Annotated in this window: 21 protein-coding genes and 3 pseudogenes; 9 read left to right on the forward strand and 15 right to left on the reverse strand. The window is 69.5% G+C overall.

Annotated elements, in window-relative coordinates; genetic code table 11:
• Positions 1 to 71 precede the first annotated feature (71 nt).
• The 3 genes from ACH492_RS27840 to ACH492_RS27850 all read right to left on the reverse strand — a co-directional run bounded on the left by ACH492_RS27840 (position 72) and on the right by ACH492_RS27850 (position 855).
• Positions 72 to 269, reverse strand: coding sequence for a hypothetical protein (locus tag ACH492_RS27840; RefSeq protein WP_398990412.1), 198 nt, complete (start codon positions 267 to 269; stop codon positions 72 to 74).
• A complete protein-coding gene (locus tag ACH492_RS27845) occupies positions 233 to 502 on the reverse strand; it encodes a Ku protein (RefSeq protein ID WP_398990507.1) in 270 nt (89 codons plus the stop codon). The genes ACH492_RS27840 and ACH492_RS27845 overlap by 37 nt, the downstream gene beginning before the upstream one ends.
• A gap of 194 nt (positions 503 to 696) precedes the next feature.
• Entirely contained in the window at positions 697 to 855 is a 159-nt protein-coding gene (locus ACH492_RS27850; protein ID WP_398990413.1) for a hypothetical protein, read from the reverse strand.
• Between the two features lie 355 nt (positions 856 to 1,210).
• On the opposite strand from ACH492_RS27850, the gene rox reads away from it, so the two are divergent.
• The 3 genes from rox (at position 1,211) to ACH492_RS27865 (ending at position 4,156) form a co-directional block, all read left to right on the forward strand.
• Positions 1,211 to 2,638, forward strand: coding sequence for a rifampin monooxygenase (gene rox, locus ACH492_RS27855; RefSeq protein WP_398990415.1), 1,428 nt, complete (start codon positions 1,211 to 1,213; stop codon positions 2,636 to 2,638).
• 3 nt (positions 2,639 to 2,641) lie between these two features.
• Positions 2,642 to 3,910 (forward strand): hypothetical protein, encoded by a 1,269-nt coding sequence (locus tag ACH492_RS27860; RefSeq protein ID WP_398990416.1) that lies wholly within the window; start codon positions 2,642 to 2,644, stop codon positions 3,908 to 3,910.
• 75 nt (positions 3,911 to 3,985) lie between these two features.
• Complete coding sequence (locus ACH492_RS27865; RefSeq protein WP_398990417.1) at positions 3,986 to 4,156, forward strand: hypothetical protein; 171 nt, start codon at positions 3,986 to 3,988, stop codon at positions 4,154 to 4,156.
• A gap of 197 nt (positions 4,157 to 4,353) precedes the next feature.
• Here ACH492_RS27865 and ACH492_RS27870 read toward each other — a convergent pair whose 3' ends face one another.
• The 3 genes from ACH492_RS27870 to ACH492_RS27880 all read right to left on the reverse strand — a co-directional run bounded on the left by ACH492_RS27870 (position 4,354) and on the right by ACH492_RS27880 (position 8,325).
• Positions 4,354 to 7,005 carry a LuxR C-terminal-related transcriptional regulator gene (locus ACH492_RS27870; RefSeq protein ID WP_398990418.1) on the reverse strand — a complete coding sequence of 884 codons (2,652 nt, stop codon included), beginning with the start codon at positions 7,003 to 7,005 and terminating at the stop codon, positions 4,354 to 4,356.
• A gap of 128 nt (positions 7,006 to 7,133) precedes the next feature.
• Positions 7,134 to 7,442 carry a hypothetical protein gene (locus ACH492_RS27875; protein WP_398990419.1) on the reverse strand — a complete coding sequence of 103 codons (309 nt, stop codon included), beginning with the start codon at positions 7,440 to 7,442 and terminating at the stop codon, positions 7,134 to 7,136.
• Between the two features lie 229 nt (positions 7,443 to 7,671).
• Entirely contained in the window at positions 7,672 to 8,325 is a 654-nt protein-coding gene (locus ACH492_RS27880; protein ID WP_398990420.1) for a TetR/AcrR family transcriptional regulator, read from the reverse strand.
• 125 nt (positions 8,326 to 8,450) lie between these two features.
• Here ACH492_RS27880 and ACH492_RS27885 point away from each other — a divergent pair, with 125 nt between their 5' ends.
• Complete coding sequence (locus ACH492_RS27885; protein ID WP_398990421.1) at positions 8,451 to 9,425, forward strand: oxidoreductase; 975 nt, start codon at positions 8,451 to 8,453, stop codon at positions 9,423 to 9,425.
• Positions 9,426 to 9,438: 13 nt separating this feature from the next.
• Here ACH492_RS27885 and ACH492_RS27890 read toward each other — a convergent pair.
• Positions 9,439 to 9,838 (reverse strand): annotated as a pseudogene (locus ACH492_RS27890) (IS982 family transposase); the annotation flags it as partial.
• A 555-nt stretch (positions 9,839 to 10,393) separates the two neighbouring features.
• Positions 10,394 to 11,353, reverse strand: a complete 960-nt coding sequence (locus ACH492_RS27895; protein ID WP_398990422.1) for a proline dehydrogenase family protein — start codon at positions 11,351 to 11,353, stop codon at positions 10,394 to 10,396.
• A gap of 149 nt (positions 11,354 to 11,502) precedes the next feature.
• On the opposite strand from ACH492_RS27895, the pseudogene ACH492_RS27900 reads away from it, so the two are divergent.
• A pseudogene (locus ACH492_RS27900) lies at positions 11,503 to 12,177 on the forward strand (GlxA family transcriptional regulator); the annotation flags it as partial.
• Positions 12,178 to 12,185: 8 nt separating this feature from the next.
• Here ACH492_RS27900 and ACH492_RS27905 read toward each other — a convergent pair.
• Positions 12,186 to 12,857: a hypothetical protein gene (locus tag ACH492_RS27905; protein ID WP_398990423.1), complete on the reverse strand. Its 672-nt coding sequence runs from the start codon at positions 12,855 to 12,857 to the stop codon at positions 12,186 to 12,188.
• Positions 12,858 to 12,864: 7 nt separating this feature from the next.
• Positions 12,865 to 14,595 carry a serine/threonine-protein kinase gene (locus ACH492_RS27910; RefSeq protein ID WP_398990424.1) on the reverse strand — a complete coding sequence of 577 codons (1,731 nt, stop codon included), beginning with the start codon at positions 14,593 to 14,595 and terminating at the stop codon, positions 12,865 to 12,867.
• Between the two features lie 1,968 nt (positions 14,596 to 16,563).
• On the opposite strand from ACH492_RS27910, the gene ACH492_RS27915 reads away from it, so the two are divergent.
• The 4 genes from ACH492_RS27915 (at position 16,564) to ACH492_RS27930 (ending at position 21,088) form a co-directional block, all read left to right on the forward strand.
• Entirely contained in the window at positions 16,564 to 17,715 is a 1,152-nt protein-coding gene (locus ACH492_RS27915; protein ID WP_398990425.1) for an ROK family transcriptional regulator, read from the forward strand.
• Between the two features lie 387 nt (positions 17,716 to 18,102).
• On the forward strand, positions 18,103 to 18,306 hold the full coding sequence (locus tag ACH492_RS27920; protein WP_398990426.1) for a lasso RiPP family leader peptide-containing protein: 204 nt from the start codon (positions 18,103 to 18,105) through the stop codon (positions 18,304 to 18,306).
• Positions 18,307 to 18,323: 17 nt separating this feature from the next.
• On the forward strand, positions 18,324 to 20,213 hold the full coding sequence (locus ACH492_RS27925) for an albusnodin/ikarugamycin family macrolactam cyclase (RefSeq protein WP_398990427.1): 1,890 nt from the start codon (positions 18,324 to 18,326) through the stop codon (positions 20,211 to 20,213).
• Positions 20,210 to 21,088: a lasso peptide biosynthesis B2 protein gene (locus ACH492_RS27930; RefSeq protein WP_398990428.1), complete on the forward strand. Its 879-nt coding sequence runs from the start codon at positions 20,210 to 20,212 to the stop codon at positions 21,086 to 21,088. Before ACH492_RS27925 ends, ACH492_RS27930 begins: the two co-directional genes overlap by 4 nt.
• 243 nt (positions 21,089 to 21,331) lie before the next feature.
• Here ACH492_RS27930 and ACH492_RS27935 read toward each other — a convergent pair whose 3' ends face one another.
• From ACH492_RS27935 to ACH492_RS27955, 5 genes and pseudogenes are all read right to left on the reverse strand, one after another.
• On the reverse strand, positions 21,332 to 21,490 hold the full coding sequence (locus ACH492_RS27935) for a hypothetical protein (RefSeq protein WP_389192438.1): 159 nt from the start codon (positions 21,488 to 21,490) through the stop codon (positions 21,332 to 21,334).
• A 480-nt stretch (positions 21,491 to 21,970) separates the two neighbouring features.
• A complete protein-coding gene (locus ACH492_RS27940) occupies positions 21,971 to 22,135 on the reverse strand; it encodes a hypothetical protein (RefSeq protein ID WP_398990429.1) in 165 nt (54 codons plus the stop codon).
• 152 nt (positions 22,136 to 22,287) lie between these two features.
• A complete protein-coding gene (locus tag ACH492_RS27945; protein WP_398990430.1) occupies positions 22,288 to 23,034 on the reverse strand; it encodes an SDR family oxidoreductase in 747 nt (248 codons plus the stop codon).
• Between the two features lie 105 nt (positions 23,035 to 23,139).
• The gene (locus tag ACH492_RS27950) at positions 23,140 to 24,051 is read right to left on the reverse strand and encodes an RNA polymerase sigma-70 factor (RefSeq protein ID WP_398990432.1); all 912 of its coding nucleotides are present in this window, start codon (positions 24,049 to 24,051) and stop codon (positions 23,140 to 23,142) included.
• A 261-nt stretch (positions 24,052 to 24,312) separates the two neighbouring features.
• A pseudogene (locus ACH492_RS27955) lies at positions 24,313 to 24,884 on the reverse strand (TetR/AcrR family transcriptional regulator).
• Positions 24,885 to 24,976 lie beyond the last annotated feature (92 nt).

The raw sequence follows: 24,976 nt of genomic DNA on the forward strand, positions 1-24,976 counted from the left end.
TGCCTGGACCCTGGCCGCATGGCTCGTGGATTTCGACGTCAACGAGTTGCTGGCGGCACCCGGGCACGTCCTTAGCGCGGCACTTGGAGATGGACCACCGGAGCTCGCGGTGCGTGCTCCTCTGCTGCCGGGGCAGGTCGCTTGCCTTCGAGCTTGGCGTTGATGACTTTCTCGAGAGCGTCGGTGTTGTGGTCGGTGCGGCCGCCGAGGTCAACGGTGGTGAGGGTGTCGGTCAGGTCGAGCGCGCTCTGGAGCTCGTCATCGGGCACGCTCCCTTCCGGCGGAGCGACGGCAGCGGGGGAGCGGACCTCGTTGGCGGCGCCAGCAGCTGGTGGAGGATCAGGACGCCGTCTTTCACCCGCAGGAGCCCGAGCCGCTCGCGGTCGCGGAGCGAGTACCGGGCGATCGCCGCCTTTGAGTTGCGCTCCAGCGCCTTGACGATCAACGAATCAGGCTTGGCTGCAACAGAACCGTGGGCCGCCAAGTAGTACGCCTTGCCGATGCTGTTGTGGCCACTGTTTGAAGGTGACCGCTGACCACGTTGTGTGGAGTGTCAGCAGCAGTCGCAGCGGGCGCAGCGCGACGCCCGGGCGTGTTGCGATGCTGAAATGCCACCTCTAAGGCGGCGTGCCACACCACCTTGAGAGGCCGTGTCGGCTCAGAGCGAGCTGCAGCGGTGGTGTCATCGGCGGCGTGCTAGGTGCCGTGCATGCGTGCGGCGAGCTCCGCCCAGCGCTCGTGCGGCGCGACGACGAACTCCATGAGAATGGCCGCGCTCTCGACGACGTTCGAGTCAGCCTTGCTGAAGAGGGTGAAGAACCAGGCCCATGGGAAATCCTCCTGGACCGCCGGCATCGCCGTACGCGGCGCGTCACCACTTCGGGAGGAGCTTGTCCGTCCACAGCGGACGACAAAAGACAAAGGCAAGGAGGTTACCCACTCCTTGCCATGTCTAATTTATGGCGCGCCTGGGGCCTTGCGGCAAGACCCGGGTCGTGCTGCAGAATCTCCGGCCGAAGCCAGAACCTGCGGAAATCAGGGATTCGCGACGTACGTGTGCTCTTGTCGACGTGGGTCTCGCGGGACATCGAACCGCCGGTGGGACTCGCGGTGCGGTTGCGGGCACTCGGCGCGGAGGTGCGGATGTGCGCGCCGCCGGACTGCGCGGAGCAGCTGGCCGAAATGCAACCTTGTTGAGTGGGGGGTTTTCATGATCGACGTGATCGTTGCCGGCGGCGGACCGACCGGCGTGATGCTGGCCAGCGAGTTGCGGCTGCACGGCGTGGACGCGCTCGTGCTGGAGAAGAACGCGGAGCCGACCAGGATTGTCCGCGCGCTCGGCCTGCACGCGCGCAGCCTCGAGGTTATGGACCAGCGCGGTCTGCTGGAGCGCTTCCTCGCGCTCGGCAAGCAGTACCCGGTCGGTGGATTCTTCGCCGGCATCACCAAGCCGTCACCGGACCGGCTGGACACCGCACATCCGTATGTCCTCGGCATCCCGCAGACCACCACCGAGCGCCTGCTGACCGAGCACGCCACCGGGCTCGGCGTCGAGATCCGGCGCGGCTGCGAAGTGGTCGGGCTGAGCCAGGACGACCACGGGGTGACCGTCGAGCTGGCCGACGGCACGCAGTTGCGCTCGCGGTACGTCGTCGGCTGCGACGGCGGCCGCAGCACGGTGCGCAAGCTGCTCGGCGTCGGCTTCCCCGGCGAGCCCACCCGGGTCGAGACGCTGCTGGGCGAGGTGGAGGTGACCGCGCCGCCGGAGACGCTGAACGCCGTAATAGCCGAAGTCCGCAAGACCCAAAAGCGGTTCGGCGCCGTGCCCCTCGGGGACGGGGTCTACCGCCTCGTCGCGCCCGCCGACGGGGTGGCCGAGGACCGCACGGTCCCGCCGACCCTGGACGAGCTGAAGCAGCAGGTGCGCAAGCTCGCCGGTACCGACTTCGGCGCGCACTCACCGCGCTGGCTCTCCCGCTTCGGCGACGCCACCCGGCTGGCCGAGCGCTACCGGACCGGCCGGGTGCTGCTGGCCGGCGACGCGGCTCACATCCACCCGCCGACCGGCGGGCAGGGCCTCAACCTCGGCATCCAGGACGCGTTCAACCTCGGCTGGAAACTGGCCGCCGAGGTCGGCGGCTGGGCACCGGAGGGGCTGCTGGACAGCTACCACACCGAACGACACCCGGTGGCCGCCGACGTGCTGGACAACACCCGCGCGCAGATGCTGCTGCTGTCCACGGAGCCGGGTCCCCGGTCAGTGCGCCGGCTGGTGTCAGAACTGATGGACTTCGAGGACGTGAACCGGTACCTGATCGAGAAGATCACTGCGATCGGGATCCGCTACGACTTCGGCGAGGGGCATGAACTGCTCGGCCGGCGGATGCGGGACGTGGGGCTGAAGCGGGGGCGCCTCTACGCGCTGATGCACGGCGGCCGCGGACTGCTGCTCGACCAGACCGGCCGACTCTCGGTCGCCGGGTGGGCCGACCGGATCGATCACGTCGTCGACGTCAGCGAGGAACTGGATGTGCCCGCCGTGCTGCTGCGGCCGGACGGCCACGTGGCGTGGGTCGGTGAGGATCAGCAGGATCTGCTCAGCAAGCTACCCAACTGGTTCGGCGCTGCCGTCAGCTGAGCGGTGTGTTTTGGCCCGAAAGGGTGGGGCTTCCCTGGTGCCGATCCTGCCCCGCTGCTGGACCCCGACCGCTTCCTCGACGCCCCAGCCCTGCGAGCTCACCTGTTCGACCACCTCGTCGGCAGCCTGATCAACACCCGTCCGCCCGGCGAAGACCCCACCGAGGTTTTCCGCCCGAGCACTCGCCATGACCCCGACCAGGTCCGCCGATGGCTGGGCTTCCTGGCCCACTACCTCCACACCAGTAGCACCCGCGACCTCGCCTGGTGGCAACTGGCCCGCAACACCAACGCTCTCGCCCCCAACACCCGTATCGCCTTCGGCGCTTTCACCGCGCTCGCCTTCGCGGTCCTGATCGTGCTCCTCACCGCGCTGACGGGGGTGGGCGCGTCCATGGAAGGACAGATATTCGAGAACGGGCCGACGGCCGTCGTGTTCGCGGGGATACCGATCGGATTCGCCGTCGGGCTCCTGGTCGGCCCCGCAGCCGCGGTCGCGGCCGGTGCCTGGGCGCGGGAGGAACCGGGCTTCCTCAATCTCCGCCTCCGCGGCCGTCTGAACCTGCTGCTCCGGAGATTCGCCGTCGAGATCGCGTCGGGCTTCGCTTTCGCCTCCGTGCTCGGGACCACGGTCGTGTTCGTGACCGAACTGCCGGACTACCTCTTCGAGTCCGGAAGCGCGCCCGGCGAAAGACTCGGCGACGCGCTGGTTCTCGGAGGCGCGGTCGGACTCTGGGCCGGTCCTGTGGTCGGAATCGCGAGAGGGGTGGTCTCCTGGGCAGAAACCCCGACTCCGGAAGCAAGGGCAAGTACTCCACCGGTCAACTGGCGGGCCGACCGCGCCCTGAACCTCCTGTGCGCCGGTATGTCCGGCATTGCGGTCGGGATCTCGACCGGGGTGCTGTTCGGAACCGACTACATCGGGATCGCGTATCAGGGCGGGTTCGAAGAAAGACTCTGGATCGGCCTCATGTTCGCCTTCGTGTTCGGATCCGTCTCCGGGTTCGTGAACGGGCTGGTGTTCGGAAGGCACCGGGCGTGGTTTGCCTACCTGGCGGCCACCCGCCGTCTGGCGGCGACGGGCCGGCTGCCCCGTCGGCTGATGGCGTTCCTGGACGACGCCCATCGCCTCGGCCTGCTGCGGGCCGTTGGACCGATCTACCAGTTCCGGCACGCCGAGATACAGGACCACCTGGCTGCCTGGTACACGGGGCAGGCGTCCCCGGCGGCCGCAGGTGACAACGCCGGTGTCCCGTCGGTTGCCGTCCCGTGATCGATCCCCGGTCCTGCCGGGTGATCAACGGGTCACCGCCGCAACCCGCTGGCTGAGATCCGCGCGATCAGCGTCGTGCGCCGCTCCCACGAACTCGTGCAACTCGCGGGTGCCGTACGTGCCTCCGCGGCCCAACAACTGATCAGTGAAGTACGGCCGCCGGTTCTGTTCGAGCACTGGGCACACGCCGCCTCGCTCATCCCGATCAGTCTGTGGCCGGTCTTCGGCTTCCGAAGGCGCAACTAACAGGCCAAGAGATGGAACGGCCCGACAGTCGGCCCCACCGGGGTTGATCACGCTACCCGTGCAGCAGCCGCGACAGTGCGGCGAGGAACACCCGGTCGGTCGGTTCCGGCTTCGGTTGAGCGGCCAGGCCCGCGTCCGTCCCGCAGCGAGCGCCGCGGATCAGGGGTCCAAACCCGGGTTTCCGCGCGGGACGGGCTTCAGGGGAGGAGTCGGTCGGCCAGCTCCTTTCGTGTGGTGAGGCCGAGCTTGGCGTAGATGCGTTGCAGGTGGTTGTCGACGGTACGGACGGAGATGGTCAGTTTGGCAGCGATGTCCTTGCTTAGCATGCCCCGGGCGGCGAGCAGCGCGATCTCGTGTTCCCTCCCGGTGAGCCGCACGACGTCCTCGCGCGCCATGAGAGCGGGGGTCCTGGCTCCTTCGCAGCGGGCCGCGAGGGCCTCGGCGCGGACGGCGGCGGCGTTGGCCAGGCGGGTCTGCCCGGTCTCCCTCAGAAGTGCGGCAGCGGTGCTTGCCGCGTCGGCCGCCAGCAGGTCCGCTCCTATCGCCTCCAGCGCGTCCGTGGCGGCGAGCAGTCCGTCGGGGTCCTGTGCGGCCCATGCGGTGGCCAGGTCGGCGCGGGCCTGGTGGAAGTTCCCGGTGCACTCGGCCGCGATCTCCGCCAGCCGCCCGGCGGCCTCGCGGGCTCCTCCCAGCCGAACGAGATCGGTCAGCAGGATGGCTTCGAACGCGGTCTGCCCATGCTCGAACGCCTCCTGGGCGGCCGCCTTCAGGACGGTTCGGGCGTGGGTCAGCTCACCTCGCGCGACGTGCAGCCACGCCTGGCCCAGCTCCTCCTCGGGGCAGTACACCGGGCACGGGAGCCGGCCGCGTTCGGTCAGGGCCGCTTCCGCCGCTTCGAGATCGCCTTGCACGGCGGCGGCGGCCGCCAGGCCCGCCAGCGCCATCGGCAGGACGACCGCGGTGTGGGGGCGTGAGGCCCGGGCGACCTCCGCGTACCAGCGGCGGGCTTGCGCAGGGTGTCCGGCGAGCCATGCGCCACGGCCCAGATGGAATGCCAGCAGCCGGCGTTCGGTGTTCACCTCCGCGTCGACGAGGCCCGCGAAGGCGCGCTCGCCCACCGCACGGGCCTCGGCCAGACGGCCGCTCTCCGTCAAGGCCAAGGCGAGGATGGACTGGTGCGCTGCCTCGTGCGTAACGGCGACGTACGCCTGGTCGGCGGCGGCCGCACTGGCCGCGATGGCCCGTCGGGCCCAGTCCTCTGCCTCCTCTCCCTGGCCCAGGAAGGCAAGCGCCGCCGATCTGGTCGTGGCGGCCATCGTCCACATCTGCGCGTCCGGTGCCTGCGCGGCGTCCGGTTCAAGGCCCGTGCACAGGGCGAGGCTGTGCCCGAACTGCCCGACGGCGAAGGCGCCGGCGGCTTCGTTGACCGCCAGGGCGCGGAGGCCGAGGGGGCTGCTGACCCGGCAACGAGCGGCCTCGATGACGTCGAGAACCTTCTCGTGGGGTGCCCCCAACCCCCAGATGAGGTTCTGCGTCCGCACCAACACTGCGGGCAGGACTTCCTCCTCGTCTGTGGCCATGGCGTCGGCCTCGGACAGCACATCCTCGGCCGCCTCGAAGTCGCCTGCTTCATACAGCGTCTTCCCCAGCAGCAGCTGGATCTGGAAGCTGCGGTGCTCCTGCGGGATCGCCCGGAGGAGACCGAGCGCGCGCGGGTACTCACGGGCGTGCGCGGCGAGGACTGCCGCGCGGACGAGTAGAGCGGGGTTGGCCGTGCCGGTAGCCGCGAGCTTGTAGGTGGCGAGGTGGATCGCGTCCTCCCGGCGGCGAGCACCGCTCTTCTGCAACACATGGACCTGCCGCAGCAAGGTGTCCCTGCGGCGCTGTGCCGTCATGTCGGCGCGCAGGACCTCGCCGTAGAGGGGGTGGGCCAACCGGACGGCGGTGCGTCGTTCCTCCTGGACGACGACGATCAGTCCCGACTGTTCCAACTGGTCGAGCACCCAGGGTTCGGCGTCCATTTCCAGACGGCCCAGGGACAGCGGCTCGCACAGCGACAGGACGTGCAGCACCTGTAGGCCGGCAGTTGGGGCGACGGAGAGCCGGGACCGGATCAGATCGGTGAGGCGCCGCGTGCCCGGCAGCCGGTCCGTGGTCATATCCCAGATCTCGCCGTCGCAGGTCAGCACTCCGGCGCCCACCGCCCCCACCACCAGCTCGCGCAGGTAGAGGGGGTTGCCACCACTGGTCGTGAACAGCTGATTGACCGCGTTCGTTCCGACAGGCCCCTCCAGGACCTGTTCCAACAGCGTCTCGACCTGCTCGCGGCCGAACCCGGCGAGGTCCGCCTGCCGCACAGCGTCCCCGTGCCCGAGCGCGGCCACCGCCACCGCCTCGCTGTTCCCCGACCGCACCGTTCCCAGTAGGAAGACCACCCCGGCATCCATCAGCTGCCGCAGCAGCATGGCCGAGGTCGCATCCAGCAGGTGGACGTCATCGACCAGGATCACCATGCGGGATCGTGCCGCTCCCGGCCGCGACAGCAGCCTGGCCACGCTGGCGAACCCCGATACCGGGTCGGACAGGTCGGCACCGTCGGGCAGCAGATGGGCCACGGCTCCCAGGGGAACCGAAGCCGCTGCCGCGGTGGCAACCGCCCGGCCGACGCGGTGCCCAACTCCGACCGCACGGTCCAGGCACTCTTCTGCCAGCCGGGACTTGCCCACCCCGGCCGGCCCGAAGACCAGGAATCCGGCGCTGCGGGGGTCCTGCAGGACCTCGTCGAAGTCTTTCAGCTGGGTCTCGCGCCCCACCAGCGGCCAACGCCGCAGCGGGCTGTTTCGGCTCATCCCGGTCGCCCTCCGTTGATACTGGGACGTCGGCGGATGACAGCCCCCGAGTTACGCGGATTATGGCAGAGGGGAAGGACCGCTGCCCTCCGCTGCATGCAGCGCATTTGTCATCGTGTGACGGCATCTCAGCGCGGCACATCAACACGGCAGGACACCAGCACGGCGTCGCGGGTGTTCTTGCGTTGGTGTTCCGCGAAGGACGGCGCCGCAGACAGATACAGGGTGCGGCCGTCCTCACCCCCGAGGGCACAGGCGAAGACGCCGAGATCGCCTGTGGAGATATCGGCCACGATGGCTCCACCGTCACGAACACGGATGACGCGCTGGTCGCGCACCTCCCAGCGGCAACCCATGCCGGGGCGATCGGCAGCCTGTGCATCCATCTTCTGTTGCCGGCTGAGCACTCCCCAGCGGCGCTCGCACTGCTGGCGCACAGCAGGGCGACTCCGGTGTAAGGCAACCACTGGCTGGGTGATCTGGCGTCGTCAGCACGCGTCGACGTGCTGGGCCGGCTGCACGCGGGGGACCTTCAGCCCTAGATGAATGAGTCCGATGTTTGTGCCGGCCGCGACCATGGCGAAGGGCGCCCGTTGGCCTGTGTGTGACTACCGGCCTGGACGCCCTTCTGGCGGCACTGTACGCGTCGGGCAAGCACACTGTCCTTCATGCCTGACCGGCGTCCGCTTCGGTCGCCTTGACGGCTACGGCGGAGCCCTGCGACAGGACGCCGGCGCGGGCGGCGGCGAGTGTGATCCGCACGGCCTGGTCGGCGGTGCCCTCCTCGACCGGATCGGCACTGACCAGCAACCGGAAGTAGATCGGAGCGGCCAGCGTCTTGAACAGCTCGACCGGATCGGTCCCTGCGGGGAGTTCGCCCCGCTCGATGGCGCGGGCGACCACGGGCTCGGCTCGCCGGAACCGGTCGGCGAAGACCCGCCGCCGCGCCTCGGCGACCTCTGGCAGCCGGCCGGCGTCGGAGTACATCGCGGTCTGCACCGCCCTGCCCACCGGGCCCGTCATGCTCTGCACGAGCGCCCGCGCGAGCGCTTGCAGGTCGGTCTCAACGGCGCCGGTGTCCGGAGTGGGGATGTCGGTGGCGAAGTGCTCGGCAAGCGCGTCAACGACCAGGCTCTCGCGGTCCTTCCAGCGCCGGTAGAGCGTCGTCTTGTGCACCCCGGCCCGCTGAGCCACGCCCTCGACGGTCAGTTCGGCATATCCCCGGTCCAGCAACTCGGCGAGGGTAGCGGCGCGCACCGCCGCCTGCGCCTTGCGGCCGCGACCGACCGGGCGGGCGGGTCCGGAGGAACCCAACTCCATTGCAACTCCTAGTTGCGTTAGCAGCATTCACGTGTCATGCTCCAGCGTATCGCAACCTGAAGTTGCATTGGGTAGTTCCTGCCCAGCTGCGCGCCGGACGCCCTCAACCTAAGAGAAGGAAGGCCATGCCCAGCGCTTCCCGTACTTGGACCCTCGACTCCATCCCCGACCAATCCGGCCGCCTGGCGGTGGTGACCGGAGCCAACAGCGGCATCGGCCAGGTCACAGCAGAGGCGCTCGCTCGCCGGGGCGCCCATGTCGTGCTGGCCTGCCGCAGTCCCCAACGGGGGCAGGCCGCCCTGGATCGGCTGCTCGCCCAGGCACCCGGCGCCCATGCCGAGGTGCGCCTCCTCGACCTGGCCGATCTTGCCTCCATACGCGCCTTCGCCGACGGCTGGGACCATGACCGGCTCGATCTGCTGGTCAACAACGCCGGCGTGGCGATGGTGCCGTTTGCCCGGACCGCCGATGGCTTCGAGTCGCAGTTCGGGATCAACCACCTGGGCACCTTCGCCCTGACCGGGCTGATGCTGCCCCATCTGCTCGCCTCGCCCGATCCGCGGGTGGTCGCCGTCAGCAGCGAAGGCCAGCGGTTCGCCCGCTTCGACCTGGACAACCTCAACGCCGAACGCCGCTATCGCGCCGTGTTCGCCTACCTGCAGTCCAAACGCGCCAACCTCTACTTCGCCACCGAACTGCAACGCCGCGCCGACGCCGCCGGCCTGAGGCTGCGGAGCGTAGCCGTCGCCCCCGGACTCACCCGCACCAACGTTCTCACCGGCGGCGCCAACGGCAACCGCGGTCGACTCTATGGAGCGTTGACCCGGCTGCTGCTCCGCGTCGCCTTCCGCCCCACCCCCCAAGGCGCCAAGACCTCGCTGTACGCCGCGACCGTCCCGGACCTGCCGGGCGGAGCGTATGTCGTGCCCGACGGGCCGCTGCAGCTACACGGCGAGCCCATCCTGCGCAACCGGGAGCGCGCCATCCGCGACACCACCACCGCACGCCGGCTGTGGGAACTGTCCGAGAAGCTCACCGGCGTTCCCTTCCGGCTCTCCGAGGATGCCGCATGCCCCGCCTACCCAAGAAGTCCTGAATGAGTGAGTCCGATGCTCAAGGGTCATACGCGATCAGAGATCGTTTGACCTTGGCGCCGATGTTCCAGTTGTGCCAGATGCCGGCTGCCAGGGCGAGGAGGCGTTGGCCGGTGCGGGTGAATACGCCAGCGGGGGTCTGCCGCCGTGCTGGGCTGACCTTTGAGAGTGTCGAACAGCGCCTCGATCCACTGACGGACACGGGCAAGTCGGTCGTGCCGGACGGGCTCGTTCTTCCGGTCCGGACGCACCAGATGGACGCCCAGGCGTTCGGTGAGAAACGCCTCGAACTCCCCCCCGGCGAAGCCCTTGTCCGCGAGGATCACCTGGCCGGTGCGGACGAGGTGTGGTCGCGTTCCAGCAGTGCGGTCATCCACCCGCTCGCCGAGTTTCGGGTTGGCCAGGCACGAGGAGACCGGCGTCAACTCACGGACTTTCCCGGCGTCGCGGGGACGAATTCGTAGTTCACCATGAAAAAGATCAAGAGCGCCCCGGGATTCCCCGCAGCCCCGTAGGGTTACACGGCGCACGCACCGTCAAGGTGCTCTGCGGCACCCGTAGACTCGGCCTTCGCGTGCCCGGGCCCTCAGCGGCCGATGGCTGCCCCTACGCTCCGAGCCGAGGGCAAGCAGTAGACGCGACCCGCAGCAACTCTGATCCCAACGCGACGGGGCGCGCGTAGAACCGCATGACGCCGCTCGAGATGCAGCTACGGGCTCGCCAGCCGACATCGCAAGACCCCCTCACCAGGAGAGACATGAGCGCACCTTGCGACGTCGACTTGGGCCACACCGTCGCGGGATGGACGGGACGTCGATAGCCGTAGTTGGCTTCACCATGGCCGGGCATTCCGTCTGCCTGTCGCCCGGCCAGTGGTCCCCACTCTCGCTGCCCGGCCGGTCCCTGTAGACCAAGAACAGAATGGCCGTGTGTGATGGCGGTGAGCTGTCTGCAGCTGAGTGGCGGGGTGGGTTTCAGGAAGCGGCGTCGATGAGGGCCTGGAGCAGGCGCTGGGGGTCTTCGGCGATTCTGTTGCAGACGTAGAGCCACCATTCGGTCCCGAAGACGACGTACTCGCGGGTGGGGTGGTCTTGCTTGGCCATGGCGTTGAGGCGGTCGGGTCCGAGTCCGAGGAGGGTTTCGAATTCCCAGGGAGCGGTCTCGTGGCCTTTCCCGCCGAGGTGGTGGTCGATGCGGTGGATCAGGTCCCAGTCGTGGGTGGCGAAGGAGCACAGGTGGCCTGAGTCGGCCAGTTTTTCTGCGTAGTTGAGGTAGGCGTGGGTCAGGGCGGGGGCTTCGCGCGAATAAGCTATGGTCTGGGGTTCGAGGAAGGCGCCCTTGACCAGGCGGATGCGGCCGGGAAGGGCGAGGAGTTCCTGCAGGTCTTCGGCCGTGCGGTGCAGTCGCGCCTGGACGGTGATGCCGACGTGGTCGAACCGTTCACACAGGGTGCGGTGCAGGGCCAGCACGGCGTCCGTGCGGTCGGAACCCTCGGCCGAGATGACCATTTCCCGGCCGGTCTCGGCAGTGGCCTGTGCGATGCGGGAGGCGTTGGCCAGGGCGAGTTCTTCGTCGACGGCGAGACCGATGTGGGAGAGGTCGAGGGAGATCGAGCAGCCGGGCGGCAGGAGTCGGGCAGCGTCGAGGAACACGTCTGTTTCCGCCGTGGCCTGCTGCGGGTCACGGCAGCTTTCCCCCATGTACTCGATATTCACGCGGTGGCCGTCGGCGAGGATGCGCTGCGCGCGGTCCAGCGCATCGGTCAGCCTTTCGCCGGCTACGAAGCGCCGGGCGACCTTGCGGGCCAGGGGGCCCAGGACCGGGTCTTGCGGGATGCGCCACTTCAGCTCCTCGTCGAGCGCGAGCCTGCGCAGGACCTGCGCAGCCTGTGACGAAAGTGCGGTGGTACCGGTGGAGGGGACGTGCGTGGTCATCGGGCGCCTAGCTGTCGGTGTCGCGCGTGGAACGGGAACGGGAACGGCTGCGACTCTTCCAGGACCCGGCATTCAGCGGGAGTGGCAGAAATGTCAGGTAGGCTGAAATTCCCGCCATCCTCGTCGGTCGTGAAGGAGAGTGGGAGTTGATGCTTCGCGATGTCGCCGTCCTGGCCCTCGAAGGCAGCCACGCCTTCGAGCTGGGGGTGTTCTGTGAAGTCTTCGGCATCGACCGGAGCGACGACGCGCTGCCCGTCTACGACTTCGCCCTCGTCTCGGCCACGGGCAACAGCGTGCCCACTCGGCACGGCTTTGACGTGCGGTCCCCACATGGCCTGGAGCGGCTCTCCTCCGCAGACCTCGTCTGCGTCCCGGCCTACGACCTGGGGGTGCGGCAGCCGGACCGCCTGGCCGATGAGCTGCGTGCCGCCGCCGAGCACGGTGCCCGTGTCCTGAGCATCTGCACCGGCGCCTTCCTCCTGGGCGAGGTGGGCCTGCTGGACGGGCGGCGCTGCACCACTCACTGGCGCTACACCGAGGAACTCGCCCGCCGCCACCCGCGCGCCCGGGTCGAGTCGGACGTGCTGTATGTCGACGAGGACCCGGTCATCACGGGCGCCGGCACCGCCGCCGGCGTCGATACCTGCCTCCACCTGGTCCGCAAGGAACACGGCAGTGCCGTTGCCAACTCGATCGCCCGCCGCATGGTCGCACCCCCGCACCGGGAAGGCGGCCAGCGCCAGTACCGCGAACGCCCCCAGCCCCGGGAAGGAACCGGCTCCCTCACCCCCGTCCTGGCCTGGATCGAAGCCAATCTCGACCAGAACCCGCCCTAGCGGCAGGTGTAGGTGAAGGTGGCCGCAGCGTCCGCGCGGTTCGGCGACAGCACCTCGAGTACGGCGGTGGCTTTCACGGTTCCGGGCCCGTGGAAGGTCCAGCGGAGCGTGACATCGGTCAGCCGGATTCCCCGGCTGATGCGCTGCCGCAACGGGCCGGTGACCGCGCCGTCACTGCGACGCCAGCGGTAGCTCACCGTTCCGCCTTCCCCATTGGTTCGGAGCGTCCCGAGCACGGTCACGGTGCTGTCGCAGCCGATACCCGCGGAGTTGGGGCGTGCGGTGGCTCCGGTCACCGTCAGCGGTTCGTCGGCCCACTGCCAGGCGAGGAGAGCCACCGCCGCGAGCGCGGCAGCTACCGCCGTCGGCAGCCATCCCCGGAGAGGGCCGCGTCGGCGTCGGTGCCGGCGCCGGGCACCGTCGGTGTACGGCGCGCCTGGATGTGCGGGGACAGTGCTACGCCACACCGCCGTGAGGTCCCCCAGGTCGGTGGACGGAGGGCCGGCGGAAGGGGATGCGGTGGCGGTGGCGGTGGAGTGCACGCCGTCCGTCGCGGCGGGCATGCCCCAAACCGCATCGTCCAGGAGGGTGGCACTGGTCGCCTCGTCGGCTGGGTGCGAGTGGGGGAGGAAGACGGTCAGTTCGTCGTCGTGCGGTTTGCGTTCCACGGCCGGCTCAGAGAATCGGGTTGCAGTCGTCGGCGTACAGCACCTTGTACGTGCCGGTGCCCGCCGCTGCCGCCGGGTCGCTCGACACCTGGACACCCCAGTACGGGTACGGGTCGCTGGGCCCGAACGTGTGGGCGTACCGGCCGCTGAACGCGGTCTGCCCGGTGGGGATGGTGATTCTGTCCGTCGCCACGGTTGGGCCCACGCCGCGGGTGTTGCTGTGGAACCAGGTGAGGATCAGCGTTCCGGCGGCGGCTCCGTCGGATTTCACGGACGCGACGCTCTGGGTGCCGAACTTGCCGGAGCAGCCGTACTGGGAGAGGGACACCGCGAGCACGCGGAGGGTGGGGGGCGTGGTGGGCGGTGGAGCCGGAGCTGTCCCAGGGGTCGCGGGTATCGCGGGGGCCGTCGGCGAAGGTGCGGGGTCCGTGGACGTGGCCCTTGTGTCCGGAGTCGACGACGAGACCCCAGTCGTTGCGGAGCCTGGCAGTCCGGTGTTGGTGCCGGACTGCCCAGGACCGGGTGCGGCGGTGGAGTGGGGCCCCTTGGTGCCGGTGCTGGTGCTGGTGCCGGCCGGAGAACCGGGCTTGGCGGGCGAAATGGCCGAGCCGGCGGCGTCGTCAAGCGTGTCGGCCGAGGGCGGGGTGGAGCCCGTGGCGCGGGTCTTCATGCCGTCGTCAGCAGCGATGGCCGACAGGGTGAGGGCCCCGGTGAGCAGAAGGGCGGCAGACGCGGCAAGGATGGTCAGCTTGCGTCGGCCGACAAAACCGCCTCTGGCCCGCGGCCGACCGGATGCCGTTGCCGCGGCATTTGCGGTTGTCGTTCTCGTCGTGGCGAGGGTGGTGTCCGCAAAGGCCGTCGAGCCGCTCACGACGTCGTTCTGGGGGCGCGCCAGCATCGGCAGGAGGGCGAGAAGCGCGGCCATCGTGCGCTGCCCACGCGTCTCCCAGTCCTCGCCGTACGCGGTGACCGCCACCGCCTCCAGTTCTCGGGCGAACGCGTCCGCGCTCGGCGGCCGTTCCTCGGCCCGTTTGGCCAGACCGCGGCGGATCAGCGGCCGCAGTGCCTCAGGAACTCTGTCGTCGGGTATGGGCGCCTCGATGTGCTGCACCGCCAGTTCGAGCGCCGTCGTGCCCGGGTACGGCTTGGAGCCGGTCAGGCACTCGAAGAAGACGGCCGTCGCGGCATAGACGTCGGTGACGGGGGCGACGGGCTGCCCGGTCCACTGCTCGGGAGCCATGTAGGGCGGGGTGCCCGCGACGTGGGAGGCAGCCCCGCTGGGCACGGCGATCCCGAAGTCCACCAGCTTGGAGCAGCCGTCGACGCTGACCAGAACGTTCTCCGGCTTGTAGTCCCGGTGCACCACTCCTGCCCCGTGCGCTGCGGCGAGGCCGAGCAACGACCCCTTGAGCACGGTGAGGGCCGCCTCCGGGCCTGTGGGGCCCTCCTGGCGGAGCAGGACCCTGAGGGAGACGCCGTCCACCAACTCCATGACGATGGCGGCGCCTTCGGCATGCTCGACGTAGTCGTGGATCCGCGCCACGTACGGCGACCGCAAGCTCATCAGCAGACGGGCCTCGGCGCGGAATGCGCTGCGCGCGCCATGGGACAGGTACTTGATGGCCACAGGGGTGCCAGAGGCCTCGTGCTGGGCTTCGACCACTCGCCCGCAGGCTCCCGCGCCCAGTTCCCCACCGTGGGTGTAACCGGGTACCTCCCAGCGTCCGTTCTCGCTCATGGCCCCGTCGTTCATTACTGCCCTCGCATGCATCGTTGCCGGTGCGCGCCGTGGGATCAGGCCCCCTCGCCGCACCGGCAGCCGGGTGGCCGGCTGCCGCGGCACAGTCAACCGGTCCGCCGTATCGCGGCGCATGAGCAGCTGCTACTCACCCGGGGTCCCGGGCCCTCGGACGCATCCTGGAAATGTTCGGGCCGGGGAGGGTCCGCTTAACCCCGCGCGCCGGCCGGCCCCGAATACACGGCGGTGTCCTCACCTTCGCCAAGCCCGACACCTGGCACACCCCCGGCGTGACCACCAACACCGATACCACCCGCTGAGGAAAGGCCGAGGCGCAGGCGTGGGACCGGATGCACCCGCGCCTGCAGGCCCGCGGACCCTGGCCGGACCACCACGGCGAACTCCCGCTGGTCCACGGCGCCTTGATCCGTCTGAAGATCGAGCACCTTCTCGGCGACCGCGACCCCAAGCCCGTGTGGCTGTGGTCCGCACGCACCGGAGCCGACGCCACCCACGTCGATCGCTCTGGCAGGCGTTCCTGCGCCGGTTCGATCTGGAGCTCCCGTGCGGCCCCACGGATCGAAGCACCGCACGATCGCACCCCGCCACGACGTCGGCCCACCACGCCGGAGCCGTCCGCGCGGGTGTCATGCTGCTGCCCGGCGCCGGCTTCGGCGTGGTGCCCACCGACTGCCTGGCCGCACACCTGCACCGCCGACTCCCCGACGCCACCCACCTGGAACTCGCCTTCCAGACCATCGGCGGGCTCTCCCGCGGCACCGCAGCCACCCTGCTGCGCGACCTCGCCCACCCCGGCGTACATCGCCGAGACGGCCGGCTCACCCAACAGCGCGCGGCAGCACACCGCTTGAAGGTCGACTTCGGCCAGGGCCGGACCACCACGGTGACCACCAACCCCTGGCGGGCCGACCTGCTCACCGCCGCCCACTCCACCGGCATCCCTGCCATCGACACCTACACGGCGCTGCCCGCCCCGGTAGCGAGCCTGATGCGCCTCGCACACCGCTTGCCCGCACTGTTCGACTCCGCTCCCTGGCACGCGGCCATGAACGCCCTCGTCCGCCGGCTCCCCCCGGCCCCGCCGACCGGCAGCTCGCCCAAGGCGTCAGCCACATCTGGGGCCGCGTCAGCACACCGGACGGCCGCACCGCCACGGCCACCCTGCACGGACCGGAAGCCTACGAATTCACGGCCCAGACCTCCCGCCTACTCCTGCAAGGCATCCTGGCAGGACAGACAACCCCGGGCTTCCAGACACCGCCACGGCGTACGGCCCCGACCTCGTCCTCGAAATCGACGACGTCCGCCGAATCGACACCGCCCCGTGACCGCAGAGCCGACTGACCACTCCAGGAAGCAACCGGAGACAGGCCCTGAACCCCTGGCGAGGGATACCCCCACACCCCACACGGCGCGTGCAGAGTCCAAGATGTCGGCCCGCCCTTCTCGCCACCACGTACAAAGCACGCATCGCCGCGATCGCGCGCGAGTCAAGCCGATCGACGAGTCGCCGCCCGACATGACCGCGGCGGTAGGGGAGAGCCATCACCCTCTGCCGCTCTCGGTCCGCATTGCCCTCGCTGCCGACCTGCTGAGAGATCGTTAAGCGAGAAGAGGTAGGTGCCCGGACAACTCGCTCGGCAATGATCAATAACCGTGCGAGCCACGCACGGAAGTGGTCTTTTCCGGTTCTTCGTCGCCATTTTCAGCCAATTTCGGTCCGCTCTACTGATCCATTTCGCATGCTGGACGCCGGTACGTCCTCAGTTTCCGTGAAACTATTCGAAGCCACGCGGACTTGGAATCGAAGATCCACCTGGTAAAATTTCCGTTTCGGCCATAGAAAAGTCGAAGTGTGGATTCCGGCTGGGGGGCTCGATGGGTGACATGCGCGATCTTTTAGGCCGGTTGACGGGGTCACCCACGCGGGGCACCAATCGCAGGAAGGTGTTACTCGCCGTTGCGATCAAGGCGGATACGCAGGTCGGCATCGCACGCCGCACCCTGCTGTCCCAGGCCACGGTATCGGCCGCAGTGCGGGACCTCGAAGCGGCCGAACTCGTGCACGGCGTCAGGGCGGAGGGGAAGGGCCGCGGCGGCAAGGTCTGCCTTGTCCCCGTCGAGAACGTCGGTGTGGGCGTACACCTTGGGTACAACCACGTCACGGTGGTCGCCCGCAGACTCGACAAGGAATTCGATCAGGTGGCCGTGCGGGTCAACGCGGAAGGCGTCAGCAGGGGGTGGCACAGGGCGCTGCCGGTCGTCAAGGACATGATCATCGACGCGGTCGACGCGACGGGACAGCGGCGGAATGATGTGTTCTCGCTCGGTATCGCCGTGCCCCGGATGATAGACCCGCGCACCGCCGCGTTCACTCCGCCGATCCTGCATCCGTGGCGGGCGGAGGACGACCCGGCGGGGGACCTGGGAGCCCTGCTGGGCGTGCGTGCGGTCATCGACAACGACGCCAACCTCGGCGCACTGGCGGAACAGACGTACGGCACGCGTGAGAACGCCGAGACGGTGGTCTACGTGAAGGCGTCGACGGGCGTCGGGGCCGGGATCATTGTGCACAACAGCGTGCTGCGCGGTCATCGCGGGATGGCCGGGGAGATCGGCCACCTGACCGTGGACCCGGACGGCGCGGTGTGCCAGTGCGGCGGGCGCGGCTGTCTGGAGACGGTGATCGGCGCCGAGGCACTGATCGCGCAGGTCCGCGCCGCGCGCGCCAGGAACAGCGCGGCCGGTCCTGAGCAGCTGGAGGACATCATCCGGGCGGCCAACGCGCAGGACGCGGTCTGCATGCGGGTGATCCAGGATGCCGGCCGCACCCTGGGCCGCTCCCTCGCCCAGTTGTGCAACATGTTCAACCCCGACCTCATCGTGGTCGGCGGTCAGCTCGCCGAGTGCCAACACCTGCTGCTGGAGGGCTGCATGGAGTCGCTGCGCCGCTTCGCGCTGCCCGGCGCGGTCGCCAGCAGCTCCCAGTTCGACCTCACGCTCAGCGAACTGGGCACCAAGGCGGAGGCGCAGGGCGCCCTCGTCCTCGGACTGAGAGGCCAGGAGAGCGCGGAGAGCACGGAGAACACGGAGCCGTAACGCTCCCGGGTCCTGGGGCGCTCCGGGCCTGTCGTGTGGGGGCCGGAGAAGGCGCCTAACGTCCGGGCCCCCTTTTCGACCAGCCACTTCTTCGACGTGATGAAGAAGTTCCCGGATTCACCGCGTTACCTCTTCGAATGAGCAGGCGCCGTTCGTCAATTAGGGAAACCGGTGTGTGGCCTGGTGTGGCGCTGAGTAGGGACTCTGCCGGCCGTTATGGCGACGGGGGATGAACTCCCAGGCCAACACGCTGCGCCTGCGGTCCAGTTCGATACCTGCCGGAGCGCGGAGGTGGTTAGAATCCGTTGTCGCTCGAGTGGAATGGCGTACGCCACTCATGCACCTATTTTCCGGGGCAGTTGCCTGCCCCCGACCCGAGGCGGCCCGATGGCTCATGACTCTTTCGCCGAATTCCTGTGCGGCGATTCCGAAGGCGAGCGGCAAGCGGCGAAGCCCGGTGTGGTGCCGTCCCCCTGTGAGCAGGCGGCCTACGAGTCACCGTTGCTGGTAGATCTCGGCCATGTCCGCGAGGTGACGCTTGGCAGCTCGCCCAGTGGTAACGCCGACGCCAACGCGCAGTACTACTGGTAGCACTGCGGATCGCCGTCATGCCTGCCCTTACGCCTGTCACCCTCTCGGACCGCCGCGGCCCCCGCCTTGCTGTCCGCCTCCCTCACGGCCCCGCGATCGCCGGGTTCCTTTCGCCGACGTGGCCCCCGCTGCCGGAACCGGCCGTCAGGGTGTGGCCCGCTGAACGCCGGCTGTGGTCTTGGGGACCCTGGCACCCCGGTGAGGTGAGCACTGCCGAGTGCGCGCGCGCACGGCTGCTCGCGGTCGGCCAGTGCCTCGCCGACGCACGAACGATGCGGGAGGACCTGGAGCGTGCGACGAGCGACGGCCGCTGGGAACGGCTGACGCAGTGGCCGGGCGCGTATCTGCTCGTGGTCATACATGACGGTGACCGCCTCACCGCGTACGTCGACCCGGCGGGTCAGTTTCCCCTCTACTACGCGCAGCGCGGCGACCGTACGGCCCTCTCCACGCGGGCGACGGCCGCAGCGGTCCTGGCGGGGACAGGCGGCGCCGCCGACACGACGGCGCTCGCCGCGCACATCGTCTGCCCCGGAGTTCCCGAACTCACCGAAGGGCGCTCGGCGTTCGCCGGTGTGCGGCGGCTCGGCGGCGGGGAGGCGCTACGGATCGAACCCTCCGGCGCCCTCACCCACTGGACGTACGAACGGCTCAGTCCAGACAGCGACGCCGACTTCAAGGAGAGCGCAGCACGACTGCGGTCGTCGCTGACGCGCGCGGTCACTCTGCGCGCCGGCGGCCCCAAGCGGGTCACCTCCGACTTCAGCGGGGGAATGGACTCCACCTCGCTGGCCTTCCTTGCCGCCCGTGGGGCCCCCGAACCGCTGGACGCGTTCGTCTACCACCACCCCGACGCGTCGGCGGGCGACCTCGAGCACGCACTGCACTACGCTGCGCAGACACCCGCGATCCGACTGGATGTCACCCGGGGTAGCCTCGCGTCGCTGCCCTATCGCGGCCTGGAGTCCCAGGGCCCTGTGGACCAGCCTGACCCGGCAGCCGTGACCGGCTCGCGGCTGCGGTTGCGCCTCGCGCACATCGCGCGCGACGGCGGCAGCGTCCACCTGACTGGGGAGGGCGGTGACGCTCTGCTGGCCGTGCCGCCCGCCTACCTCGGTGACCTGGCGGCAGCCGTGGGACTACGCCGACTCGCTCACGACGCACGCGCCCTCGCCCGGCTGCGCCAGCTCTCCCCTGCGAGAGTGGCCTTCCGGGCGCTTCGCCTGGCGCATACGCCTGTGGACCGGGCGTTGCGCGAACTGGCCGTGCTGCTGGAAAATCCGGTGCAGCATCCGACACAGTGGCTGGACGCGGTCGCCTGGTGGTCGCCCCCAGGGCCGGAGGCCGCCTGGCTGACCACTCGCACGCGCCGGCACCTCGCCGAACTGGCCCGGGAGCGTTCCGAGTCGGCCTCTTGTGATCCGGTGCTGTTGACACCGGGCACCCGAGCGGTCCTTTGCGATTTGCGCAACTCCGCTGCGGTGCAGGGCCAATTCACATCCACAGCACGTGCGTTCGGTGTGTGGCCCCAGGCACCCTTCCTCGACAGTGAGGTCGTACGGGCTTGTACGAGCCTGCCGTTGCCTCTAAAAGCCGATCCGTTCACCGTCAAGCCGCTGCTGGCTGCCGGACTGGCCGGACTGGTCCCCGACCCCGTGCTGCGGCGGCGGACCAAGGGGGACTACGCGGCCGAGGACTACTGGGGCGCCCGCCTGTCCGCTGCGGAACTGCGAGCACGTCTTGTCCGGTCGCCACTGGCCGACCTCGGCATCATCGAGCCGTCGCGGGTGATCGCTTCACTCGACCGTGCCGTCGCGGGGCTATCGGCGCCGTTCCCGGCGCTCAACCGCCTACTGGGCGCGGATATGTGGCTGGCGCGCTGTGAAAGCGGCGAGGAGCTGCCATGACCTGGTTGAGTGTGCCCGAACACGTCCGTGAGAGTTTCGCACCGCATGGCGGGAGCGTGCTCCTCGACGTGCGCTCCGGTCACTGCTTCGCGATGAACCCCGTTGCGCGTGCCCTGTGGCAGGAGTGGCGCCGCAGCCGGGATTTCGACTCCGCGGTGCACGTGATGGCGAGCCGCTACCCCGAGCCGCACCATGACCGGATCCGCCAGGACGCTCGGCGGCTCGCGGACGATCTGATCAGCCGCGGTCTTCTCACTGTCGGCGGCCCGGAGGAGGAGACCGAAGAAACGGGGATCCCGGAGCGAGTGATCTCGAGACCAGTGAACCCGGCACCGGCAACCCTCCAACTCGTTCCCGTCGCAACGAAGTTACAGACGCGCGCGCACGGCAGGTCCGGCGGCCGAGATGCACCACGACCTGTGATCCCCTCGGCCGCTGCGGAGATGCTGATGGCCGCGACTCCGGTGCGCTCGGCAGGTACCCGCAAAGGCCGCGGCGCGCCCGCGGTGGTCGTCGGCCTGCTCGGTCTCCTGCTGGCGCTCTTCCTGATCCGGCTGCCGTTCCGGATCGTCTTTCGCGTGGTGAGGTGGACCGCACGCGGGTGGTGCCGACGGGAGGCGACCCCGCGTCAGGCGGCGGCCTCGCTCGCAGCGGTGCGGCGCGCCGCTGGGCTGTACCCGGGGCGGGCCGCCTGCCTGGAGGTGTCCCTCGCCACGCTTGCGGTCCTGGCGTTCACCGGGCGGCGGGCGGTGTGGTGTATCGGCACGGCCGATGATCCTTACCGCTTCCACGCCTGGGTCGAGGCGCAAGGAGTCCCGGTCACGCCGCCGGACGAGTACGGCAACGCCGCTTTCCGCCGGGTCCTTTCCCTATGATCACGTACTCCGTGGTCGGGAACCGGGCGCGCGTCTGCGTCTCCGCACCCCTCCCGCCCCGGTGTATTCAATTCGTATGGGTGTGACACCCAGAGCGTCTGCTACCGGATAGTTCCAAGAACGCTCTGGGGGTATGGCGCAGAAACCTCTTCAGCGACGGGTAGTTGTGCGCTAACCTGAAATGTGAAGGGGCAGCCACTGGTCTCCCGGCAACCGCCCCCACTTGAGGGATCAGCGCTTCCCTCAGACGCGCGGCAAAAGCGCGTCGAACAGTGTCGTGTCACCGTTTCCATGAGTCAGCACACTCAGGATCACGAGGACGACGACAATGATGACCACCCGCACGTGCTTCCAACGCACGGAGATCGAGCAGCGGGTAGTCATCGCAATGTTCATGCCCATGTGTCTCGTCACCTCCATCCCCACGCGAGCCCGGCCCCCGTTTCGGAGGAATACGGGAATGCGGCATCGGTTCCGTGTAGATACAAGTGTTGTCCGCAACTCGGGGGAAATCAACGGCTATTGAATGGGCCGTCGACAGGACTCATACGCCCCGGCCAGGGGCATTCACCGAACCGAATGGTTCAATTCGCAGAGGCTCGCTGATGCTGTGGGTTCCCGGCCGGTGAACCGAACGCAACCGATCGCCAGAAGCGGCGCCCGCATGTGCTGACGTTGTCGAAGTGGACCCTCGCCCACGGCGGGCGGTGGTGACTGCCCGATATCGTCAGGGCGGCGCGCCGAGCGTGCCGTTTCGTCCGAATCGAAGGTGATCCGCGGGTCGGTGTCCGCCTGATGCCTCGAATGGAGCGGCCGGCGGCCTGCGCAGACGGCCTGTCGCGTACGGACGGGCGTCCCGCACTCCCTCGATTGTGACGCACATCACAAGAAGTTCAGATCCTGGTGCAGCACCAGACGGCGGAAGCCATGAGCACGGTGGCGTCTGCGTGCCTGTTTGCGGAACCGCCAGACGGCTCCCTCGAACTGCTGCCGCAACCGCTCGGGGTACGGGCCGAACCCGCCTATTGGCAGGAACGGCTCGATCAACTCCCATTCTTCATCAGTAAGTTCCGCTCGCGCCAGGCTGGCCTTCTACCAGACCGTCCAGCGGCCCGAAGCCGGATCTCACACTGAGGGGTTCCCCAGCTCGAGGGGCACGCTCCCATCCATGCCGCCGGTACGCGCCCCCAACCCAGGCGTCAGCCTCGCTCAGGAGAACGCCCCGCCAGGAACTGCTCGAACGTGACCTTGCCCACGGCCCGCTCCGGCGTCAGATGCCCGCCCGCCCGGAACCCGTGGTAGGCCTGGCCGGCCAGGCGCACGTTCAGCAGGGAACGGCGCCGTCCGCTCGCGTGCAGATAGGCCCGGGCCAGCTCCGGAAACGTACGGACCTCGGGGCCTCCCATGTCCGGCACCCGCCCCGCGGGCGCCCCGGTTGCGAGCTCGGCCAGCCGGGCGGCGACCTCCGCCACCTCGATCGGCTGGTCGGCGACCCCCGCCGGGAGCAGCATGACCGGCAGCTTCGCCGAGCCCTGCAGGAGCCGCAGCACCAGGTCGTGGAACTGTGTCGTGCGCAGCACGGTCCAGCCGAGCCCCGATTCCTCGATCAGCCCCTCGACGGCGAGCTTGGTCCGGTAGTAGCCGAGCGGCACCTGGTCGACGCCTACGATCGAGATGTACGCCAGATGACGCACCCCGGCCTGGCGGGCCGCCTCGATCAGATGGCGTGCCGCCTGCTCGTCCCCGCCGCGCGGCGAGCTCGCGCAGTGCACGACCGTGTCCACGCCCGCGACGGCTGCGGCCAGCCCCGTGCCCTCGCGCAGATCCACGGCGTACGGCCGCGAGTGCCGACTCAACACGCGCACTTCGGCCCCGTCCGCGCGCAGTCGCTCGGTGACGAGCCGGCCGAGCGTTCCGGTGCCGCCGGTCACCAGGATCGTGGTCATCGCAGTTGTCGTCCTTTCGGTGGGCGTGCGCTCCCCGTGGAGCGCACGTCATCCGCTGAGAACCGACGAGCACCCGGAGATGTGACAGCCTCCTCGTGACCGCACTCACTCGTGGGTCAGGCCCCCGGGGGACATTGCGGCGAACTGTCGGCCCGCGAACACGAGTTTGCCCGGGTTCACGACGACCCGCGCCTGGGCTATGACGCCGTCGCGCAGTTCGAAGGAGGCGACGGCGATGAGCTGCTCCGCCGCGTGCGCCACCAGGGCCGGTGCCCCATTGACCTCGGCGACCGTGAGGTCCCAGCCGCCCGCGAACCGCTGCGCGCCGCCCACCAGGAAGCGCACAACCGTCTCCCGGCCGAGGAGTGGGCGCCGGGCCGCGGTGACCTTGCCGCCGCCGTCGCTCCACCAGGTGACGTCCTTGGCGAGCAGCTTCTCCAGTCCTGCCAGATCCCCCTCGCGTGCTGCCATGACGAAGGACTCGACGAGCTCGCGTTGCCGCTCGGCTGCCGGCGTGAAGCGAGCCTCGGGCGTCGCCACCCGCTGGACCGCCCTGCGGTACAGCTGGCGGCAGTTGGCCTCGCTCAGGTTGAGCACCCCGGCGATGTCCCGATGGCCGTAGTCGAACGCCTCGCGCAGAACGTAGACCGCACGCTCCGTCGGCGTGAGCCGCTCAAGCAGCACCAGCAGCGCCGTCGACACGGCGTCGCGCTGCTCGGCGGACTCCATGGGGCCGAGCGAACCGTCCTGCGTGAACACCGGTTCCGGCAGCCACGGCCCCACGTACTCCTCGCGCTGCACACGGGCCGAGGTGAGCCGGTTGAGGCAGAGGTTGGTGACGACCCTGGCGAGCCAGGCCCCCGGGTGCTCGATCGCCGCACGGTCGGCGCCACTCCAGCGCAGATACGCGTCCTGCACCGCGTCCTCCGCCTCCTCGGCGGAGCCGAGCAACCGGTAGGCCAGGCCGAACATCCTGCGGCGGTGGGCAGTGAACTCCTCGGCGGTCCTTGACGTCACGCGCCCAGCCTGCCAGAGGCGCGGAAGCATCCAGCACCCGGCATGTGCCCGTGGTGGAACATCGGCTCACGTGTGGACCATGCGGATAGCGGATATCTGGCAGCCGCAGCGGTGGGCTACGGCGCCGACCGGAGCCCCGGCGGTCAGGTCGATGAGGGCAGCCGACGGACGCCCGAGCTCAGCCAGTTGGACCTGTCTGCCAGGCCGAGTTCGTGCGCGTAAGGGTGCCCGATTCCCCGGGTCCGGGCTTGCTGCGTCCGTTCATAGCAGCGGATCTTGCACGACGTCGGCGATGACCGTGGTCACGACCTTGTGGACAGCTCCAGGCTTCGGCGGGGTGCCTTTCCGGTCGGCGAACAGCATGTGCACGGCCCCGATCAGCGTGGGAGCGAGCGGTCGACGTCGGCATCCGCCACGACGCGGCCCAGTTTCCGCTCGGCGGTGAGGTAGGAGGCGATCATGGCCGCAGCTTCCGTCAGGACCGGGACGCCAGTCGGCCTGGCCTGGCACAGCCGGGCGCGCAGGTCGTCCCGGGAGGTGACGAGGTCGACGATCGCCACAGCGACCGACCCGAACAGGGCCGTCAGCGCGCCGGTGAGGTTGCCGGCGACGGTGCCGGTCCCGGCGGCGTTGCGCAGGGCGGCGGCCTGGTTGTCGATCCGGGCGATGCGGTCCAGCACGAGCTCGGCGAGGAAGGCGTCGAGGTCGGCGAAGTGCCGGTGCAGGACGCCCTTGGCGCAGCCTGCCTCCGTGGTGACCGCCCGGCTGGTCAGCGCGCTCGGCCCGTCCCGGAGCAGGACGCGCTCGGCGGCGTCGAACAGCTGGTCGCGCATCCGAGAGGTGGGCGCGTTCAGCGAGCCGGAGCGGTGGCGATTCGACTGGAAGCGCATGTCAGTGAGTCTCGACACCGCTTCGCCATCAGTGG

Source organism: Streptomyces sp. NPDC019443, assembly GCF_044389785.1.
Taxonomy (GTDB): Bacteria; Actinomycetota; Actinomycetes; order Streptomycetales; family Streptomycetaceae; genus Streptomyces.

Coding starts and splice junctions, on each gene's coding strand:
- ACH492_RS27850 (WP_398990413.1), bottom strand. CDS start 855: ATGCCGGCGGTCCAGGAGGATTTCCCATGGGCCTGGTTCTTCACCCTC.
- rox (WP_398990415.1), top strand. CDS start 1,211: ATGATCGACGTGATCGTTGCCGGCGGCGGACCGACCGGCGTGATGCTG.
- ACH492_RS27870 (WP_398990418.1), bottom strand. CDS start 7,005: ATGAGCCGAAACAGCCCGCTGCGGCGTTGGCCGCTGGTGGGGCGCGAG.
- ACH492_RS27880 (WP_398990420.1), bottom strand. CDS start 8,325: ATGGAGTTGGGTTCCTCCGGACCCGCCCGCCCGGTCGGTCGCGGCCGC.
- ACH492_RS27885 (WP_398990421.1), top strand. CDS start 8,451: ATGCCCAGCGCTTCCCGTACTTGGACCCTCGACTCCATCCCCGACCAA.
- ACH492_RS27895 (WP_398990422.1), bottom strand. CDS start 11,353: ATGACCACGCACGTCCCCTCCACCGGTACCACCGCACTTTCGTCACAG.
- ACH492_RS27910 (WP_398990424.1), bottom strand. CDS start 14,595: ATGAGCGAGAACGGACGCTGGGAGGTACCCGGTTACACCCACGGTGGG.
- ACH492_RS27920 (WP_398990426.1), top strand. CDS start 18,103: ATGGCTCATGACTCTTTCGCCGAATTCCTGTGCGGCGATTCCGAAGGC.
- ACH492_RS27925 (WP_398990427.1), top strand. CDS start 18,324: ATGCCTGCCCTTACGCCTGTCACCCTCTCGGACCGCCGCGGCCCCCGC.
- ACH492_RS27930 (WP_398990428.1), top strand. CDS start 20,210: ATGACCTGGTTGAGTGTGCCCGAACACGTCCGTGAGAGTTTCGCACCG.
- ACH492_RS27935 (WP_389192438.1), bottom strand. CDS start 21,490: ATGGGCATGAACATTGCGATGACTACCCGCTGCTCGATCTCCGTGCGT.
- ACH492_RS27945 (WP_398990430.1), bottom strand. CDS start 23,034: ATGACCACGATCCTGGTGACCGGCGGCACCGGAACGCTCGGCCGGCTC.